The sequence below is a fragment of the Gordonia sp. LMA484 genome (assembly GCF_058129505.1).
In genome coordinates this window covers 5,793,945-5,812,688 of record NZ_CM176700.1, presented here as the reverse complement: position 1 = coordinate 5,812,688, position 18,744 = coordinate 5,793,945, and the positions used below count along the sequence as shown (strand labels likewise).

Genomic DNA, 18,744 nt, shown 5'->3' with positions numbered 1-18,744 from the left:
GCCGCCGCCGGTTGGCACTACCAGCCCTGAAGGAGCAGGTACATAAGACAGGTCGGACGGCGCGCCCACCGCGAGATCGCACGGCAAAGTGTCGGGTTCCTGCGGGAGTGGTGGTGTGTGCCATATCCGTGGTCGCTGACGTTGCGTGACCCGCACGGGTCGGTCCATCCGCTGGGCTACCGCTCCAGGCCGGCGCCGACGACTCCTCCGGCGAATCCCGGCCGCCTGGCGGGACGAGGGCGTCACCACCTGACCATCGTGCCCGATCTGTCCGACCCGGGCTGACGGCCGCCGGGCCGGCTGCCACAGCCTATCCTCGACCCATGACCGACACCCCGTCCGACGGTGCACGCCCACGGTTTGACGTAATCCTCGGCGGCCTACATCCGTCCCAGGCCGGCGTGGGTGAGGTTCCGGAACCGCAGCAGCGCGGCCATTTCCGGAAGCCGCGGATGCGCGATGCTGTGGTGTTCCGGGTCCGCATCGACCTCGACGACTCGGCGCCGCCGATCTGGCGCACCGTCGAGTTGCGGTCGGAGATGACACTGGACCTCGTGCACCGCGCGATCCAAGGCGCGTTCGGCTGGTGGGATTATCATCTATACCGCTTCGCATTGGGTGGCGACCCGTTCGGTCGGACGAGCGAGCTGTTCCTGTGCGACTACGACTATGTCGAAGGGGACGACGGCGAGCCGGCGCTGTCGGTGCGGCTCGACGAGACGATGCACGAGCCCGGCGACATCATGACCTACGTCTACGACTACGGCGACCATTGGGCTCTGACCCTTCGCCTCGAAAGCATCGAGCCACTACAGCACGGCACCCCGCTGGCCATCTGCGTCGACGGGGCCCGTGCGGCACCGCCCGAGGACTGCGGTCATCTCCTCAGCGCCGAGGACCTGGCGACGGTGGTACCCGACCCGGCGCACTTCGACATCACGGCCGTCAACACGACGATGACCGATCCGGTCGCCCAGCTACCCCTGACCGGCGTGCCCAGGCGATTGGTCGACATGCTTCACCAGCTCCAGCACGTCGACACCTCCGGCGACCTGTCGGCGCGGGCGGCTCGCCTCCTTGGCCCTGCTGTATCAATTGCACCCGAACAACTCTCGCTCGATCTCGATCCCCACATCTGGTTCCTGCGGCGGGCGCAGGGCGAGGGCATCCCGTTGACGGCGGCGGGCTATCTGAAGCCCGTCGACGTCGCGGCTGCCAGTGAGGTACTGCCGGAGATGCGGGACTGGATTCATTCGAAGACCCGCGAGATCGACGCGTGGCCGGTGCTGCATTTTCGAGAATCGCTGCAGCGGTTGGGCTTACTGCGCAAGTTGAAAGGCCGTCTGCTGCTCACTAAGGCCGGCGCCACGGTGATCGACGACCCCGTCGGCCTGGCCAACCACATAGCCGGCCGGCTCGTCCTCAAATACGCCGACGACCCGTTCCGCCGCGATGCCGCATTGCTGATTCTCTTCTACGCAGCCACCACCGAGGGCGGAGAACTCCCGATGGGGCACCTCGCGGCACTACTCAACGCGCTCGACTACCGCCTGTCCACCGGCGCGCCCGTCGATCAATACGATGTGCAGCGCATGAACGGCAACGCCTACGACGCACTCTCTGCGATGTCACCGCCGCGTCGCCGGCCGGCTCCGTTGCGCCTCAGTCCGACCGCGATCGCGGTGGCGCGGGCTGGGGTGACCGGATATCCGATCGACCGACACGCCTGACCTGGTGGCGGCGCGGGTTACCACTCCGAGGTGCCGACACGTCTTGGCTGCGCACCCGAGTCGGGCACGGTTGTGCGTACCCGCTTCTTCTTACTCGCGCCACGCCATGCCATCTGCCACATAACCCGCTCAACAGTGCATCGAGCGACATCTATGCCTCTGCCACGCAACACTATCCACGCCTTGCATGAACCGAGGACCCGCGCGGCGGCTGTCGGTTGCGCAGCGACTGAATCGCGTCGCTGACGGGCGCGTCGCGCAACATACAGGCGCCCGGGCCGCGGTTGATATCCACGCAGTACGCGGACGGGGCGATGCTCCACCCATGCGCAGAGAGCACAGTGCACATCGAATCGATACCCCAACTTCGATCCCGCTGCCATAGGCTTCATCCTCACTTGAGAGGAGCCTGCGGAAACACCGGGACAGATCACTCGTCGGAGTCGTCGCTGTTCCAGTATTCGACAAGGCGCAGGTTGCCCCGGAGTCCGGACGTGGAGCGCAGCGGATCCCTGGGTTATCCCCGGGACCGCCCTCCTCATCGTCGGCATGCTGGCGACCACGAACGGTACGTCCATCGGCACACTGTTCACCGCGTTTCCGGTCATCTTCCCGGCCGACACCGCGTTGGGCCCGCATCCGCTGCCGCTGACGGGCGTGATCCTGTCCGGCACCTTCCGATCTCATTCTGCATCGGCGCCGAGAGCACACTGCTCCCGATGGCTCCGTCACAGGGCAGGTAGGTGTGCAAAGAAATCATCAACATCCACAACGTGGCGCCACGGATGGTCCTCCGCAGCATTGTCGATCCAGTTGCAGACCTCGACACCGTGCTCACCGCGACCAATCAGGACTCGCGGAATCTCCATCCCGGGTGCACCGAAACCAAAGTTGTGATGGGAGTTGTAATGATAGAGCGACTTATATACCAACAACGCAACATCGACGTCCATGTTGTCGTCGATCAGGTCGTACGCACGAGCCAGAGTCACTCCCACCGTCTCCCCTGATTGCTGGGTGATCGCCGGAGGATCATCACGTATCGCCGCTTCACTATCCCGGAGCCACTCAAGCATCGGTTCAAGGAGAAGATCGGCCTGAAACAAGACCTCGCGCGGGTGTTCAGAGGTTTCCAGGAGAACCAAAGCGAGCTCCGGACACATCGTTCCGAATCGTGAATCCTGCCGCCGGGATGACTCTTCGACGAAGCGCAGGTGTCGCGGGCGCAGGTCATTCTCAGTGGTCATCAATAGTCGCCTCTCAACATCTTCTTGAGTTGTGCGGTCGTGATGTCGCCGTGATCTCGAAGCCGCTGCAACGCCTCGCCAGGCACGTCTCGGGGGCTCGTCGCGGGATAACCGTGATAGCCACCGGAGCCATCTGGCTGAAACACATACACTTTCCCATCCCGCACCCCATATCGTTGCTTACCCGACGCTACCGAGTTGTCGAGGACCTCCTGCGCCTCTTCGTCGCTGAGGTCCATCGGAGTACCTTGCCGGCCATGATGGGGCATGCTGGTGTCGTGCTTGGGACTCGGCACGTACTTGGGGGCGTCGTCTGACTCGTCTATCGTCTCAGCGGTCAGCATCGCGAGGTGCTCCAAGGCGCCTGTTGCCGTGAGACCGTGAGCTCCGGCAAACGCTCCCGCCCCGGCAGCACCCGCGCCGGCGAGCACGACGAGTAGGCGGCTGCCGGTGATCATCCCCCGCAGCGCGGTTGCCGCTTCGGCGATCATCGCGGCCCCCGACGCTGTTCCGGCGGCTGCGCCCGCTTCGTCTGCGCCGGCGAGAGCCAACCCGCCGGAGAACACGGTGAGCAGGACCAGCCCGACCACCACCGTCGCGGCCAGCGCACCAAGTGCCATCAGCAGTTCGTGCGAACGACCACTCATCGAAGTCCGCAGGTCGCCGAGCGCGCTGCGATGGCTGCTCATCGGAGCGGCCATCGCCGATGCATACTCGGCGACGCCGCCCGCCGCAGACTTCAGGTTCTGCAGATGCTCCTGGACGCTGCGCGCATCATCGGACTCGATCGCGTCGAAGGAATCGTGCAGGCGCTGGAGAGAGTCTCCAGCACTGCTGATGTGCTCATGCGCGGCGAAATCGCTCCACGCGGCGGAGGCCTTGTCCAGCTTGCCGGTGTCGCCGTTGGGCACCGGGATGCCGATCTTCTCCAGGAGACCTGGCACGTCGGTGTCGAGTCCGTCGCCGTTGCCACCGACCGAGGTGGGCGGAAGTGCGATGGCGCCGGTGTACAACGGCCCGCGCGACCGCGCGGGCGCTATTGGCGGCGCACCCTTGTTCGGGTTTCGATTGGCTTCGTAGTTGGCGACGGCCCAGTTGTGGCCCGCCACGTTGACGACATCTCCGAAGTTCTCCAGGGCATTCACCAGGAGTTGGGCTGAATTCAGGAAATCCTTCGTCTTGGTGTCATAGTTGCCACCCCAGGTGTGGGCCTCTGGGTAGTCGCCGGCCATGCCGCCGCACTGGTTCAGCGATACACGCAGCAGGCCGAGTTGCGCACTCACGTCACCGGCCATCTGCCGACAGGCACTGCCTGCTGTGAAGTAGGTCTGCGGGTCGACGTTGACCATATCGACTACCGCAGCATCCGTGAGTTGATCTGGTGCGCTTTCGTGTAGCGCTCATGCGCATGCTGTGCGGCGGTTCTCATCTCGTCGACGCCGCGTGCGAACTCCTCCGCTCCGGCTACCCACTGTCGATGGGCGTCGATGTATGCCTGCGTCGCCTCGCTGGACCAGGATGTCGAGACCAAGGTGCCGGCTTGATGATCGATCAGGGCGAGCTGATCGGCCAGCAACTTCGTGTAGTTCGCCATGCGCGCGACGACTGCGTCCAATTGGTCCAGGTCGACCTGGAATTCGCCGCTCACAGGTCGAGCCAGACGTCGACGGATGCCGCTTCATGATCGGCGTTCTCATAGTCGCCCGCCGCCGCATGCAGACGCGCGGACAACGTCGCAAGGGCGTGAAGGATCTGCCGTCCTCCGTCGGCACAGTCGGACCACCCGTGCCCAAACGCTCTGGCCGCGTCCCCGGTCCACCCCGCGCACAGAAGTGACTCGACATCGCGGCCGGTCGCCGTCAGCGCTTTACTCAACTGATCTGCGGCCTGCCCGATGGACTGGCCCACCTTGGCGACTTCTTCCGGCACCACATCCACGTGTGGACCTGCCGACCCCCCGACCGTCATGAACGCATCGTACGCGCAGTTGGATTGCCATGGCCATCAGAGCTATTCAGGCAAATGACCTTGCCCCCGCGGAGGTGGTGTCGCTCAACGAGTAGACCCGGCGTCCCATCGCTCACCTCCCCCGCCTCATCTCCGACGCCACAGTGAGCTCCGCCACCACCCCGATCGCCTCCGGCAGCACCGGCACGAATCGCCTGACATCACGGGCAGCACTCGTTCCTTGGGTCGGTTCTCTGCGCGGACTCAGTCGGGCGACGGACCGGCGCAGAACCCGTCGCCAACAACAACGCTGCGCAGGCTTCGACACTCTCCACTCGCGTCTCTTTGCCCGTCACTGGCATCCACGAGTCAATCACTGGCTAGCACTGACCGATCAGCGACAGGTGTCAGAAGGGGTCAGCCTAGGCGACCAACGGATCAGCAAACGGATTGTCGACGCAGTACGGACAGCGGGAACCGACTCCGCGACAGTTGAGGTCGCATCTGGCGGTGGTGAAACCGGAAAAAGTCTTTGGCCGAATACCATGAGGGTGCATGAGCTGGCCGAGTCCCATTAAACACCGGTGAGCACACTCAGACCTGCACTACGAACGCCGGTCAGCACCGGCAAGGTCCACGCAACTGCGCCACCATCAAGCAAAAATCGTGCGTACCGAACCTGACGATTGACTCTGTCGAGTTCTCTTGCACAGCTCGATGAGCCATCTGACCGTCGCCATTTGCAGTCCGAGGATGAGTGTCTTGCCTGCCCGGACACGAACTCCTGCACCACTTCCGTGCGGCGGAAGCACCCGGTACTCAACAATCGCATCCTTGCCGTGCTCATGTAGGTCGTCGACGCTGGCGACGCGGTCGAGAACGGGGCGAAATTGAGTTGGAGACTGACGCTGGCTGGGTGGTATCGAGGTTCTCGGCGATCTGACGCTGAGACTTCTCAGCAGCACCAGGGATCGCCGCGCGCAGGGGTTTCCTGGCAATCGCCGACTCGGCAAGATGAGATGAGAACACATCCGAAGACACAGTCATCTCAAAGGAAACGCCATGAACATCGCAGTTCTCGGCACCGGCATGGTCGGCCGCGCGATCGCGGGTCGCCTCGCAGAGTTGGGCCACTCCGTCGCCATCGGCACCCGAGACCCGTCTGCCACGCTCGCCCGTACCGATCCCGACCGCATGGGTAATCCGCCGTTCGTGGCCTGGCACGCCGACCATCCGTCGGTGGCCCTGGTTTCGTTCGCCGACGCGGCCGCCGGTGCCGAGCTGGTGGTGTTCGCCGGTAATGGTGCCGCCGCGCTCGACATGCTCGGTGAGGCCGGTGCCGACAACCTCGCCGGCAAGGTCCTGCTCGACATCTCCAACCCTCTGGATCCTTCTTCCGGCTTCCCTCCCACGCTTTTCGTCGACAACACCGATTCACTGGGCGAGCAAATCCAGCGCGCGTTCCCCGAGACCAAGGTCGTCAAGGGCCTCAACACCCTCAGTGCGCCGGTGATGGTCAACCCGTCGGCCCTGGGCGCCAGCACCACCGTCTTCGTCTCCGGCAATGACTCAGCGGCCAAGGCGATCGTGGTCGGGCTGATCGAGTCGCTCGGCCACGACGATGTCCTCGACCTCGGCGGCATCGAGACCGCCCGTGGCCCCGAGATGTACCTACCGCTGTGGCTGCGCGCTATGGGCGCGCTGGGCACACCGATGTTCAATCTGAAGCTCGTGCGTTAAGCCGTCACAGGGTGGTGCGTGCGGCGATCACACCGGTGACTCGGTGGGCACTCCCTTGGGACGGCGCCGTGTGAATCAGGCCCGCTCGCTGCGCTCCCGGCGCCTCGGGATGAAGTGCATGATCGCCACGATTATCGCGCCGATCACCAATCCCACGAGCGCCGAGACCACCGTCCCCGCGGTCCAGGACAGGACGCCGCCGAACCCGTGGGACAACTCGTGGAACCAGTGCTCGAGGTCGTGCAGACGGTCGGCGGGCCAATGGAATCCGGCCTCACCGACGTTGACGATCAGAATGTGGCCGCCGACCCACAGCATGGCAGCGATGCCGACCACAGTAAGAGTGGACATGACTTTCGGCATCGCCGTGACCAGGCCGCGTCCGATTCGCTGACTCGCCGACGACTTGCGTTGCGCCAGCGACAGTCCCACATCGTCCATCTTGACGATCACCGCGACCACCCCGTAGACGAGCGCGGTGATGAGGAAGGCCACCACGATGAGTACCAGCAATCGGGTGAGGAACGGTTCGGATTCGACCGACGACAGGGAGATCACCATGATCTCCGCCGACAGGATGAGGTCGGTGCGGATCGCGCCGTTGACCATCGCCTTCTCGAACTCCGGACCCTTGGCCGCCAGGGGCACCTCGTCGGCGTGCCCGTGTCCATGTCCTCCGCCGAAGGCCTCGTACACCTTCTCGGCGCCTTCGTAGCACAGGAACAGTCCGCCGGCGATCAGCAGATACGGCAGCGCCCGTGGGAGGAACTGACTGAGGATCATCGCGACCGGCAGGATGATCAGCAGCTTGTTGCGAATCGACCCGATGGCGATCTTGCGGACGATCGGCAGTTCACGGTCGGGGGTGAACCCGTGGACATACCGCGGCGTCACGGCGGTGTCATCGACGACCACACCGGCCGCCTTGACACTGGCCTTACCGGCTGCCGCACCGATGTCGTCGACCGACGCCGCGGCCACCTTGGTCAGGGTCACGATGTCGTCGAGCAGAGCGACGAGGCCACCAGCCACAACAACCTCCAGGATACGAAGCACGAGTCACCGACCAGTATGCCCACACTGCTGGTGGACCGGCCGACCTCAGAGACTCTCGGGGTGGATAGCGATGGCGGTGCGCTGTGGCCGCATCGCCATCCCGATCAGTGACGAGTGTCAGAAGGGCCGCGGACAGCGACCGGAACAACCGTTTCGACGTGGCCGTCGTGGTCGGCGCCCGGCATCCGGAAACCCCTGACAATCATGTAGATGCCGACGGAGAACTCCCACACCGCGATGGGCACGGCCGCGAGCATTCCGACGCTCGACACCTGATCCCAGACGCCGAAAAGAGAACCCGTCGCGAACATGAGCAGCAGCGGGGCGCCGATCAGGCCGAGTGTTGGAATCCAGCGCGGCACCAAGCGGAACTGGTAGACGATCGTGGCGAAACAGAGAGCGTTGATGGCCGGCATGATCCCCGGACCGAGCAGGAAGGTCCAATCCTTGACGGCGACAAAGGCTCTGGCGGTGGTGCTGAGCGCCGTGGCGTCGCCTCCCGCGAGCTCCTGTCGCATGGTGTAGACGGTGAGGACGGCGAGGACGCCGGTGAAGATCATCGCCGCCTCGAGGGTGCGACTGGCGACGAACCCGATGGCCCGGCCGGGACCGTAGCGGCGGAGCACCGGATAGAGGGCCACGGCGGAGCCGATGCACGAGAGGGCGGTGAGGATCTCGATGAGCGCACCCCACCGCACGCCTTGGTCGCCGCCGGCGCCGAGCACGAAGTTCGGGTCGTTGACGACGCCGTCGTAAAGCGCCAGTGCGGGGATGGAGAAGACGAAGGTGGCGATGTAGAACAGGCCGGCGGCGAACGTGGCTTTGCGCGCCGGCTCCATCGACGCCCACGGCGTCGCGGTCAGGGAGATGGTCATGGTTCATTCCTTTCGTAAACGGTGTCGGTCGGTGTGAGCGAGATCAGCGGGATGCCGAGGTCACGCAGCTTCTGCAACAAGCCGTGCAGAGCAGCCTGGTCGGCGACGTCACCCCGCAGGCAGGTGCTGCCGTCGGGTGCGCGGGTGATGCTCAGCTCGTCGAACCACGCTTCCCAGTGGCTGTCGAGGTGTCCGGCGACTCTGATCTCGTACTGCACGGATCGAACATAGAAACCGATGTGGTGAGTAGTCCTCACCACACCTGGTGAATTCGGGTGGTGAATTTCGCCGGTCGGCGGCTACAGGCCGAGTTCGTCGGCGCGGCGCACCGCGGCTCGGCGGTTGGTCACGCCGAGCTTGCTGAAGATGTTCTTGGTGTGGGTGCGGACGGTGTTGAGCGAGACGACCAGTTCGGCCGCGATCTCGGGGCCGGTGAGCTCACTGCGTAGCAGACGCAGCACGTCGCGTTCCCGACTCGTCAGCGGGTCCACCAGGGCGTGCCGCGTCGGAGTGGCCTGGGCATCGCCGGCGGCGAGGATGGCAGCCGCCTGGTCGACGGCTCGGCTGTGGCGGGCGGCGTTGTGCAGCAGCGTGATAGCGGCCGGCCCGGCATCGAGGAAGACCCGCACGAAGCGTTCCGGTGCGGCCTGGATGAGCGCCTCGTCGAGCGCCTCCGGTGCGCGCGGATCGTCGGTTGCCCGACGGACCAGGGCCAGCAGCACCAGCGATTCGACGAGGCTGCCGATCCGGCCGCCATCCTCGGCGGCGCCCCGGAGGCGTTCGATCAACCGGGTGGCCTCCACGGCTCGGTTCGAGGCGAGCAGGATGCGGGCGAGGGTGAGGTGCTCGTACTCGCGGAGGTAGTCGGGGTCGTCGTCGGCGGACAGGCCCGAGTCGACGGCCCACCGTCGTGCCGCGTCGAGGTCACCGGCGGCCAGCTGCACCCGCGCGATGGTGGCGGACACCGAGCGGACCTTGGGCGAGTAGTCGGTGTCGTAGTGACGCTCGGCGTCGCGGAGTAACGCGAGCGCGTCGTCGTACTGTCCGGCGGCAGCGCGGAGCCGGGCGTCGACGACGCGCCACCGATACGCATGCTGACCGAGCGCCCGGCCGTCGCCGAGCGCGAGACTCGCCTGTAGGCGCCCGGTCGCCTCGTCGAGCTCGTTGCGTTCGAGGTGAATTTCGGCGAGACCGATGTGCATGTCGGCGGCGCCGCGCAAAGGTCCTTGTGCGGCAACAAGATCCAGGGCGGTGTTCAGAGTGCGTTCGGCGGCACGGAGGTGGCCTTGGGCGGTTTGGATGTCGGCGAGACCGAGCGAGCAGCCGAGGATGTCGGCGAAGTGTTCGGCGTCGTGAAACGCCGCGATCGCGGCCGTGTACTGGTGGGCGGCCGTGTCGAGATCACCGCGCGCCCATGCGGCGAGTCCGATGAGGGCTGCGGCGGCACCCTGGCCGAGGTGGTCGTCGGTGGCGCTGAGGTCGGCGGCGCGGTGGCCGTGGGTGATGGTGGCGGACAGGTCACCGCGCAGCAGCGCGAGGGCGGCCCGGTACATGGCGGCCTGCGCGGGCAATCGACGGAACTCGTCGGCGTCGTGCACGATCATCCCGTCGCTGCGCTCGGGATCGAGCCAGGCCTCGATGCGGTCGAGGGCGGATTCGACGCCCATGACGTCACCGGTCACCATGTGCGCGCCCACCCAGCCGAGTTCGAGAACGGGTCGGTCGCCGAGGAGCTCCGGGGGCAGCGCGTCGAGCCAGTCCCGCAGGGTGACGTCCTGGCGGGCCCGGCGCAGTGACGGGACGGCGAGTTCGATGAGTTCGGCTGCCTTCGGGAAGTCTTGCGCGGCCAGGGCATGGCGGACGGCTTCGGGCCGGTCTCCCTGTGTCTCGAACCAGTCGGCCGCCCGTCGGTGCAGCACGGCTGCCCGCCCGGGATGCTCGACGTCGAGGCGAGCACGCAGGACGGCGGCGAACAGATGGTGATAGCGATACCAGCTGCGACGATCGTCGAGCGCGACGACGAAGAGATTCGACCGCTCCAGCACATCGAGTGTCGCCCCGGCGTCCGTGCGGCCCGTGACCGCAGCGCACAGCGAGGCCGTCATGCGACCCAGGATCGAGGTCTCGAGCAGGAAGGTGCGCACGTCGTCGGGTTGCCGGGTCAGCACCTCGTCGACGAGATAGTCGACGACGAATCGGTCGTCCCCGGCGAATCCCGCGATGAATCCGGACGGGTCGTCGCGGCCACGCAACGACAGCGAGGCGAGCTGCAGGGCGGCGATCCATCCCTCGGTGCGATCCGCCAATGCCTCGACGTCGAGCGGAGTCAACGCGAGACCGGCGGCGTCGTTGAGGTACGTCGCGGCCTCGCCGACGGTGAAGCGAAGGTCGGCGGCACGGATCTCGAGCAGGTCCCCGCGCGCACGCATCCCGCCCAGCGGCCACGGCGGGTCCGCCCGGCTCGACACCACCAGATGGACCTGTGCCGGCAGACGGTCCACCAGCAGGCGCATCGATTCCTGGATCTCGACGGACTCGATGACGTGGTAGTCGTCCAACACCAGGACGACGTCATCCGACAGCGCGGCGAGGTCGTTGACCATCGACCCGACGACGCTGTCCAACGCGGTCGGCGAGGACCGCAGGGTCGACAGAGCCCCCGCACCGACCTCTGGGTCGATCGTGCGGAGTGCGGCGATGACGTAGGACCAGAACACCGTCGGGTCGCTGTCGCGATGTTCCAGTGACACCCAGGCTGTTCGGGAAGTGTCCGTGGCGCTGAGCCATTCGGTCAGCAGGGTCGACTTGCCGAATCCGGCGGGCGCGGACACGAGTACGAGGGGCGGAAGGTCGGCGTGCCCGAGGCGCTCGACGAGACGGGCGCGTTCGACGATGTCCCGGCGTCGCCGCGGGGCATGCAGCTTGGTCTCGACGAGGAGCATGTCGTTGGTGTCCATGCGGCGATCCGCTCGATCACGCGTGGCCGGCGCATACGCACCGGAAGACACGGGCGGCGCCCGGCCGGTGGACTCTGCGCAACGATCTCGACGACGGCACTCGCTCAGTGCAGCACCGAGGTGTCGACTCGGCAAGTGTTGCGCGCTCGATCTGCCATACCCCGCTAATAAGCCCGTCGGCGTATCAGCCGCCCATTCTTGTCAGACCCTCCTCCTATTTTGTAATCAGCATGTCAGAGATCGCAGCGAATATCCCCATTGCCGCCGATCCCATGAACGTGGACCTCACGGTCCGCGTGGCGGCTGTCACCAAACTCTTGCTCTGCGGTGATAACCACGCGCACAACCATGTTCGGATCAGAGCCATCTCGACGCTGAGGACGATGTGCTGCGCGGCAAGCGATCACCCGATCGCCGATCAGCACATCGAAAACTACGAAAGGTCAACGATGACACAGCACAACAACGACCTGCCCACCGCGCAGTGGGCACCGCCGACGACGCCCGAGGGCAAGAAGGGGTGGAGTCGTCGCAGAAAGATCGTCGTCGGCGGCATCGCTGCCTTCGTCATCCTGGGCGGCATCGGCGCCGCCATGGGTGGCGGATCGGACACCGAGACGAAGGAGGTCAGCGCTTCCCCGACCAGCGCCTCCGCCACCAACCCGGCCGACGTGCCGGCCGTGCAGCAGGATGCCGTCGCCCAGGTTCCGGCCACGGCGACCCCGGCCGTCGAAACGTCTGCCGCCGAGGCACCGGCGCCGGTGACCCAGCAGGCTCCGAGTCTCACCAGCAGCCAGAAGAATGCCGTCCGCGCCGGTAAGGCGTACCTGGACATGACCGGCATGTCCAAGCAGGGACTGATCGGCCAGCTCAGCTCGGATGCCGGGGACGGGTTCTCCGTGGAGGATGCCACCGTTGCGGTCAACTACATCGAGCAGGGCGATGTGGACTGGAATGAGGAAGCCGTGCAGGCGGGCAAGGCGTATCTGGATATGACCGGCATGTCCCGCTCAGGCCTGATCGATCAACTGACCTCGGATGCCGGTGACCAGTTCACCGTCGAGCAAGCGACCTACGCCGCCGACCAGCTCGGCCTGTAAGCGAGCAGGTCGGCTGCGTTTCTGGATCGCCGATCTGTCATACCCCTCTCCTACGCTGGCCACCAGCACGTTCACAGATCGGAGCCCCATGACCGTCATCGCAGGCCCCAAGGCCATCGACTTCTCGTTCCCCGATGTGGATGATGACGCCGTTTTGCGCATCACCTTCCATCGGACCTTGCGGGTGCCCGACGACGCGACCACCTACGGGCTGCCGCCGAGCCTCGGTGCTCTCGACATCCGCTCCACCCGCGAGATCGACGCCGACGGTATCGCCGGATCAGACGCGGTACTCCCCTTGTGGCAATCCGAGGCAACGTGGATCGACTTCACCGCACCCGAGGGGTATCCGTTTCTGGTCAAGGTCGGTGTCGGTGGGATCAACGCGGTCACCGGTGACACGTACTCGCCGCAGCCGGACTTTCAGACCGAGGACTACTTCGAGGTGCCCACCCAGCCGTGGCTGGACGGGTTCCGGGTCAACGCGACCACCGTGCGCCAGTTCGTCGCGATGCCGCTAGGCGACGGCTACTCGGCCGCCGAGCAACTCACCGGCACCGACGACGGTCTCGTCCGGTTCTCGGTCGTCCCGCTGAAGGCCGACGTGTGGGCGGAGCGGCCGAAGTTGCACAATGTCATGGAGATCTGCGCTGCGGTGCCGACCGGCATGGGTCTCGGTGCGGGCGGAGCCATTGAGCAGTCGATCGCCACGCCGATCGAACCCCGGGAGAACTGGACTCTGGAAGCACGTTCCGAGGTTCGGCTGCGGCTCGTCAATTCGACTGTGTGGCAATCACTCACCGGTGAACTGCCGCACCGTGAACCGCTGACCATCGAGGAGTACCGCCGCCACGGATACCCGTGGTTCCAGTGGTACGACGACTCACTCGCACGCCAGGGCGACAGCGTGTTCAACGGTGTGAAGACCGTGCGCCAGATCGGCGAGGAGAAGGGCGCGAATCCGTTGCCCGACAACACAAGCTTCACCCCGCCCACACCGCACATCGTCGGCGGCGTCTGAGCACGCGGTCACGAGAGGAGAGGTCGATGCCGAGTCATGGATGGGAGTTCTGGCGTCTCGTGAACGTCCAGAACGATGCGCTGGAGTGGCTGGCGGCGACCAAACCGTCCGCCCGAGCGACGATCGATCAACGCAAGGTGTGGACCCTGATCCCGAACCGGTCCATCTTCATCGCCAACTGGTTCGTCACCGAAGATCATCATCGCGATGCCGACTTCATCTGGACGCACGAGAACATCGACGTCGTCGAAGCACGCCAGGTCGCGCTGGAGGTTCCGGACATCGATGCCGACCATTTGGCTCGCATCACCAGTCCCACAGCCGAATTGACGCTCGAGCAGATCGACCGATATCCGGTGGTGAAGCTGCTGGGCAAGCGGGTTGCGGAGGGGTTGAGTTCGCGGCGGGTGAAGGAGTAGTGGTCTCGTCCATGGCTTTATGGTACGAAGCAGCGTTCGTTCGGTCCGCGGCGTAGCATCTGCTGTGAGTCTTTGACCTATCTAATTACTGCGCTACAAGCGATCAGGACCTTGGGCCCGGTTTGACGGGACCTTGGACTCAATTCTCCGCGAATTTGTAATGCCATCTTCCGGCTCATCGATAAGAGTTGTGAACGCTGTCATTCGATATCAAATGCTGGGACCTACCAGTGGCCGTCGAGGGCTCCGTTCGTGGCCGCGGTGTATCACGCGCTCGGTTCCCGACGAACTGAATCACACACAAGTACAACGTATTTCAGTCGCGTCGAGTCGACGAACACGTACCTGCACTTGTCGATCAGATCTTGCTGCACGCCAGGATGCCCCAGCCGTGTTCGGCAAAGCAGTGGGGACACGACACGTTCGGCGATCTGGTGCCGCGGCAGCCGCATCGAATGGGTCGGTGGGGCATCGATCGGGCTAGGTCGACCCAATCGTCCTTCAAGCGGACTACCGACCGGCCAACAGCAGAGAGATAGAGAGATGACAACCAACACCATGCCGGTCAAGCAGAAGAACCTCCTCTGGGGTCTGGGTGGCACGTTCATGATCCTGCTCGTCCTGGTGTTCATCGGGATCGGTATCGCCGTAGCTCACAGCAGTGACAGCAGCAGCGGTGACACCAGCGTTTCCACCAGCAGCAGCACGTTCACCTATCCGATTTCCGTGCGACAGCAGGGCGGCTACGCCATCGACTCGGTGCTCGGCAATGTCAGCCCGTACGCGATGACGCCGCAACAGTTCGCGCACGTCGTGCAGTCGACTCTCATGGGCATCCTCGCACGGAACGGTTATGCCAACACGGACTACAGCGCCGACCAGTTCGCCAAGGAGATCATCCGGGGTGCGCAGGTCACGCCGGAATGGGCCGACTATTACTACGAAGGTGCGCAGTGACCATCGCACAAGCCCTCATCATTCTGTTCACCAGCCGTAAGGCAATCCAACACCAGATCACGCCCTCGCCGTGCACGCCGACGAGTTCGTGCGATGACGAAGTTCCGAACCGGTCAAGCCGGCGACGTCCATTCTCTCGATGGGTGCCATCCCCGGGGTCGGCCGGGTCTGGCGTCGGAAGAAGGGCGACCACGCCCAGCCTGAGGGCACCGGCACTGCACCGAGGATGAGCCGTTCAACGCCGCACGGCGGATTCCACCCACCTCACATCGAGCAAAGTGGAGCCGCAGCCGATAATCCCAATGGGTGAGCGCGTCGCCTGGGCGCGTACATTTGTGCTCTTCAGCTGTGCTGCAAATCATCACCTGGAGGGCAACGCGACCAACCATGATTCGTCTCGGTCGCGGCGGATGCGCATTGTGTAAGCGCCACAGGCGGTTCGATCAGGCCGAGCCGCCTGATCGGGCAGGCCGGTATCGTCGGCTTCAACCCTCGCAGCGCACGTAATCCCTGGGCAGTGCGACGCCAGCTCGGTGTCAACTTCATCGTGTTCGGCTGTCTCTGAATTCGGGCAATCGCGTGAACGGTCGCCACAGGTCGTCGGATGCTCGGAAACTGACCCGACAAGACCACCATTTTGCGGCGCGCCGCGGCCAATTCGATAACCATGGTCACGGGCGAGCGGTGATCGGTATGACCAACTGAACGGTCTCGCCGACGTGCACATCGGGAGGCCGGACAGTCAGCATCGCCTCGATCTCGGCTGGGCTCGTATGCCGCCCCTGCGCATGCCACCGCTGCAGTTGCTGGATGGTGGATGCCAGCGTGTTGAAGTCAATGTTGTACGGGCGATGCATAAGTCGACGCGGCCGCCTCGACGACCCTGTCGTCGTGAACTCGATGGCAGGAACACCGTTTCTCAGCACGACGACATTCACAGTCGTGAGACCGAACTCGAACCCGTCACCGTTCCCGAACTCGACACCACCCTGCCAGAGGGTCAACGGCCCGCGGTCTCGGTAACTGACGACAAGAAGGACCGGGACGAGCGCCACACCCATCACCGCCGGAACGAACATTCGCCCGGCGCCTCCGTACCCGGCGAAAGGCGCGGCGATCATCCCGCCACACATCATCGCCATCATGACTGTGATCTGGAGCACCCCATTCCGGTGCAAAGGTTGCCGGTAGACGTCGACGTGGTCGTCCCGTCGTACGAGCTTCGTTCGCAACGGAATCCATGTGGCGATCGGCAGCCAGGCCATCGAGAGCGCTGAGAACGCCATGATCGGCATCGACATCGCCATGGACAACGCACACATGGCGACGGCAAAACCGAGCAGAACAATCGTCGCTTCACGGGACGGGCGATAAACGAAATCGCTGTGCTTCGTCCAGCGGAATGTGTACCTGCTCGTGGCAGGGCCTACCTCCACGATTGCTCCTGCGGCAAGGCATGCGCGGCACCGGAGACTGACAGGGCGAGAGCGGAACTCAAGTGGACTCTCGCCCTGACACCGAATGAGTCCACGCGGTACACGCCATGACACTTGCCCACATCCACCCCCGAACGGCGCTTACTCGCAGACATGGTGCCATAGCGGCTGCGCCCAGCGCCGAACTGGTCGTTCACTCGACGTACACGGGACACGCGGGCTCACCGTCCCCGCCGCATCTCCCGGCCCACGTTGAGCTCCGCGGCCGCCCCGATCGCAGGAAGCAGGACCGGTAGGAACCGTTGCACCTCGTGCCGTTGCGGTGGCGTTTGAGCAACGTCCGGACATCCGTCGGCCACCTCGCCCTCGGGCCAGTACTCGAGCCACTCGTCGCAGGTGCGCGCATACCGGCGCAGCATCGGCGCGTTGGCCTTGGTGCGTCGCGCGATCGCATCGGGCGTGAGCGCGCACGGGTTGGCGGCGAACTCCTTGATCAGCTCGACCAGACCGTGGGGCATCTGCCCATACGGCGGCCCGAACTGGCCGGTTGTCTCGGGATGGAGTTGTTCGATGATGTCGACCGCACCCGCGCTGCAGAACTCGTGCCACGCCTTCATCGCCGTCAGCAGGTTCGTGGGAAAGAAGGTGGCGCACTCCAGCGCCCGCACGGCGAAGACGTGGTCTTTGGTGACCACGATCGAGATGTCCGGCCAGCGCGATGAGTGCTCGGCGATCACCGCGCCGATCAGTTCCATGTCGGGGGTGCAGTGTCCGACGATGGTGCAGAATTCGAGGCGCATCGCGTGCGGGGAGACCAGCAGCTTGGTCTCGAGTCGGTTGTCGTCGTCGAAGCGGATCTTCCGGTCGATGATCTCGATGTTCTGACCAGAGGTGGTCGCCAGGGTCTCGCGGACCATCTCCAGCAGGTGCTCGGCGTCGTCGGGCATGATCCCGGGAGTGGGACTGCCGCTGAGGGTGATCACCATTTCCTTCGGCTTTGCGGTTGTTCTGCGCGCCTTGGCTTCCGGGCCGAAGGGATCGTGCAGATGAAGGAACGACGGGTGCATGATCTCCCACACGTCTCGCAGCGCGTCGGCCGAGACGGCCGCGAGGTCGCCGACGCTGCGCTTGCCGGCCTCGCGAATGTACCTGCCCGAGCGTAACTGTCGCCAACCCAGCCGAGTCAGCGCGGTGCGCTGTGCTCGTGCGACCGCCATCTGTTCTCGTGGCCAGAAGTTGGTGAGGGCCAGGTCGCCGACGGTGCACCGGATCCGGCCCGAGCCGGTCACCGTGAAGATCAGCAACGCACGACCGGTGCCACCCGATTCGCTCACCTCCACGAACTCGCCGCGTGCCAGCGTCGCCAACTTCATTACGAGACGCTCATTGAACTCGCGCCATGCGGCGCGCACACTTTCATCGAATCCGGCGTCACCGGTCATTGCACCCTCCCCTGTGCTGTCGGTCATCGGCGATGACCCTGTGACAGGCACGGTAGGGATGGTGACCGACACGCTTCGCCGGCTGGACAGGGTTATCCACAGGGGTGCCGATCTCGTCAACGGTCAGGCCCAGAGTACAACGACTACTGGTTCTGCACCGTCACCCGATGATCGCGGTCATTGTTCCCGCCCAAGGGTTTTCGCCAGCGGGGCAAGCGCATCCAGGTAGATCGAGGCCAGCATGTCCGACTCGTCGGCGGTATTGCGCATGCGGTCGGCCTCGGAGCTGTCCCACTGCGCGTCGACCTCGTTCTCGAATTCGTCGATGGCGCTGACCCGATCGAGCCATTCCCGCTTGTCCTGACGATGTTGGATGCCGGCCACGATCTGCTGGTACTCGGCCAGCGCGCCGACCCGTTCGACGAGCCCATCGAGTCGCCGGGACAACAAGCAGCGCCTTCAGAGAAAGGCACTGATCACCGACCACACGAACAGCGCAATACCCGAAACGACAATACCCGCCGCGATGGCGCGCCGCGCGGGTGCTTCGTGGACGCGTCGGGCGATGTCCAGGCCCACCGCATCCTGGAACGCCGGCGCCAGGACGGTCACGCCGAACTGTCCCTCGCCGACGGTGCCGGCAGGCACCGCCACGCCGCACTTGTTCGAAGAGATTCGTGAAGTTCGTATACGTGCCGAGCCAGGCGTTGCCCCCGATCGGATCGTCGGCGACCTTGACCGCCGACGGCTGCCCGGGCGCGGTCGGTACGAGGAGCGCGTCGCAGTCGGCGAGCAGCGCCATGCTCTGCGTGCGGAG

At 65.0% G+C, this 18,744-nt stretch carries 17 protein-coding genes and 2 pseudogenes; 6 read left to right on the top strand and 13 right to left on the bottom strand.

Annotation, left to right across the window (positions count from 1 at the left end; translation table 11 throughout):
- The first annotated feature begins 323 nt into the window (after nt 1–323).
- Nucleotides 324–1,730 carry a plasmid pRiA4b ORF-3 family protein gene (locus AC4AMJ_RS25825; protein ID WP_489915635.1) on the top strand — a complete coding sequence of 469 codons (1,407 nt, stop codon included), beginning with the start codon at nt 324–326 and terminating at the stop codon, nt 1,728–1,730.
- Between the two features lie 50 nt (nt 1,731–1,780).
- On the opposite strand, the pseudogene AC4AMJ_RS25820 reads toward AC4AMJ_RS25825, so the two are convergent.
- The 5 genes and pseudogenes from AC4AMJ_RS25820 to AC4AMJ_RS25800 all read right to left on the bottom strand — a co-directional run.
- Nucleotides 1,781–1,939 (bottom strand): annotated as a pseudogene (locus AC4AMJ_RS25820) (IS3-like element ISMyma3 family transposase); the annotation flags it as partial.
- A 519-nt stretch (nt 1,940–2,458) separates the two neighbouring features.
- Complete coding sequence (locus AC4AMJ_RS25815) at nt 2,459–2,977, bottom strand: hypothetical protein (protein WP_489915633.1); 519 nt, start codon at nt 2,975–2,977, stop codon at nt 2,459–2,461.
- Nucleotides 2,977–4,326, bottom strand: coding sequence for a hypothetical protein (locus AC4AMJ_RS25810; RefSeq protein ID WP_489915631.1), 1,350 nt, complete (start codon nt 4,324–4,326; stop codon nt 2,977–2,979). Before AC4AMJ_RS25810 ends, AC4AMJ_RS25815 begins: the two co-directional genes overlap by 1 nt.
- Before the next feature lie 5 nt (nt 4,327–4,331).
- Complete coding sequence (locus tag AC4AMJ_RS25805; RefSeq protein WP_489915629.1) at nt 4,332–4,625, bottom strand: WXG100 family type VII secretion target; 294 nt, start codon at nt 4,623–4,625, stop codon at nt 4,332–4,334.
- A complete protein-coding gene (locus AC4AMJ_RS25800; protein ID WP_489915627.1) occupies nt 4,622–4,945 on the bottom strand; it encodes a WXG100 family type VII secretion target in 324 nt (107 codons plus the stop codon). The genes AC4AMJ_RS25805 and AC4AMJ_RS25800 overlap by 4 nt, the downstream gene beginning before the upstream one ends.
- A gap of 1,041 nt (nt 4,946–5,986) precedes the next feature.
- On the opposite strand from AC4AMJ_RS25800, the gene AC4AMJ_RS25795 reads away from it, so the two are divergent.
- Nucleotides 5,987–6,664, top strand: coding sequence for an NADPH-dependent F420 reductase (locus AC4AMJ_RS25795; protein ID WP_489915625.1), 678 nt, complete (start codon nt 5,987–5,989; stop codon nt 6,662–6,664).
- 75 nt (nt 6,665–6,739) lie between these two features.
- On the opposite strand, the gene AC4AMJ_RS25790 is transcribed toward AC4AMJ_RS25795, so the two are convergent.
- The 4 genes from AC4AMJ_RS25790 to AC4AMJ_RS25775 form a co-directional block, all read right to left on the bottom strand.
- Complete coding sequence (locus AC4AMJ_RS25790; protein WP_489915623.1) at nt 6,740–7,696, bottom strand: DUF808 domain-containing protein; 957 nt, start codon at nt 7,694–7,696, stop codon at nt 6,740–6,742.
- 128 nt (nt 7,697–7,824) lie between these two features.
- A complete protein-coding gene (locus AC4AMJ_RS25785; protein ID WP_489915621.1) occupies nt 7,825–8,595 on the bottom strand; it encodes a DUF4386 domain-containing protein in 771 nt (256 codons plus the stop codon).
- Nucleotides 8,592–8,813: a DUF8691 family protein gene (locus AC4AMJ_RS25780; protein WP_489898350.1), complete on the bottom strand. Its 222-nt coding sequence runs from the start codon at nt 8,811–8,813 to the stop codon at nt 8,592–8,594. The genes AC4AMJ_RS25785 and AC4AMJ_RS25780 overlap by 4 nt, the downstream gene beginning before the upstream one ends.
- 81 nt (nt 8,814–8,894) lie before the next feature.
- The gene (locus AC4AMJ_RS25775; RefSeq protein ID WP_489915619.1) at nt 8,895–11,552 is read right to left on the bottom strand and encodes a winged helix-turn-helix domain-containing protein; all 2,658 of its coding nucleotides are present in this window, start codon (nt 11,550–11,552) and stop codon (nt 8,895–8,897) included.
- Nucleotides 11,553–12,001: 449 nt separating this feature from the next.
- Here AC4AMJ_RS25775 and AC4AMJ_RS25770 point away from each other — a divergent pair, with 449 nt between their 5' ends.
- The 4 genes from AC4AMJ_RS25770 to AC4AMJ_RS25755 all read left to right on the top strand — a co-directional run bounded on the left by AC4AMJ_RS25770 (nt 12,002) and on the right by AC4AMJ_RS25755 (nt 15,049).
- Complete coding sequence (locus AC4AMJ_RS25770) at nt 12,002–12,652, top strand: Ltp family lipoprotein (RefSeq protein WP_489915617.1); 651 nt, start codon at nt 12,002–12,004, stop codon at nt 12,650–12,652.
- Between the two features lie 88 nt (nt 12,653–12,740).
- Nucleotides 12,741–13,673: a hypothetical protein gene (locus AC4AMJ_RS25765; RefSeq protein WP_489915615.1), complete on the top strand. Its 933-nt coding sequence runs from the start codon at nt 12,741–12,743 to the stop codon at nt 13,671–13,673.
- A 26-nt stretch (nt 13,674–13,699) separates the two neighbouring features.
- Complete coding sequence (locus tag AC4AMJ_RS25760) at nt 13,700–14,092, top strand: hypothetical protein (RefSeq protein ID WP_489915613.1); 393 nt, start codon at nt 13,700–13,702, stop codon at nt 14,090–14,092.
- Nucleotides 14,093–14,635: 543 nt separating this feature from the next.
- The gene (locus tag AC4AMJ_RS25755; RefSeq protein ID WP_489898356.1) at nt 14,636–15,049 is read left to right on the top strand and encodes a hypothetical protein; all 414 of its coding nucleotides are present in this window, start codon (nt 14,636–14,638) and stop codon (nt 15,047–15,049) included.
- A gap of 671 nt (nt 15,050–15,720) precedes the next feature.
- Here the strand turns inward: AC4AMJ_RS25755 and AC4AMJ_RS25750 are convergent.
- The 4 genes and pseudogenes from AC4AMJ_RS25750 to AC4AMJ_RS25735 all read right to left on the bottom strand — a co-directional run bounded on the left by AC4AMJ_RS25750 (nt 15,721) and on the right by AC4AMJ_RS25735 (nt 18,581).
- Nucleotides 15,721–16,485 (bottom strand): hypothetical protein, encoded by a 765-nt coding sequence (locus AC4AMJ_RS25750; protein ID WP_489898357.1) that lies wholly within the window; start codon nt 16,483–16,485, stop codon nt 15,721–15,723.
- 221 nt (nt 16,486–16,706) lie between these two features.
- Nucleotides 16,707–17,954, bottom strand: coding sequence for a TY-Chap domain-containing protein (locus AC4AMJ_RS25745; protein ID WP_489915611.1), 1,248 nt, complete (start codon nt 17,952–17,954; stop codon nt 16,707–16,709).
- A 150-nt stretch (nt 17,955–18,104) separates the two neighbouring features.
- Nucleotides 18,105–18,377, bottom strand: a pseudogene (locus AC4AMJ_RS25740) (hypothetical protein); the annotation flags it as partial.
- Nucleotides 18,378–18,386: 9 nt separating this feature from the next.
- Nucleotides 18,387–18,581: a hypothetical protein gene (locus AC4AMJ_RS25735; RefSeq protein WP_489915609.1), complete on the bottom strand. Its 195-nt coding sequence runs from the start codon at nt 18,579–18,581 to the stop codon at nt 18,387–18,389.
- Between the last annotated feature and the right edge of the window lie 163 nt (nt 18,582–18,744).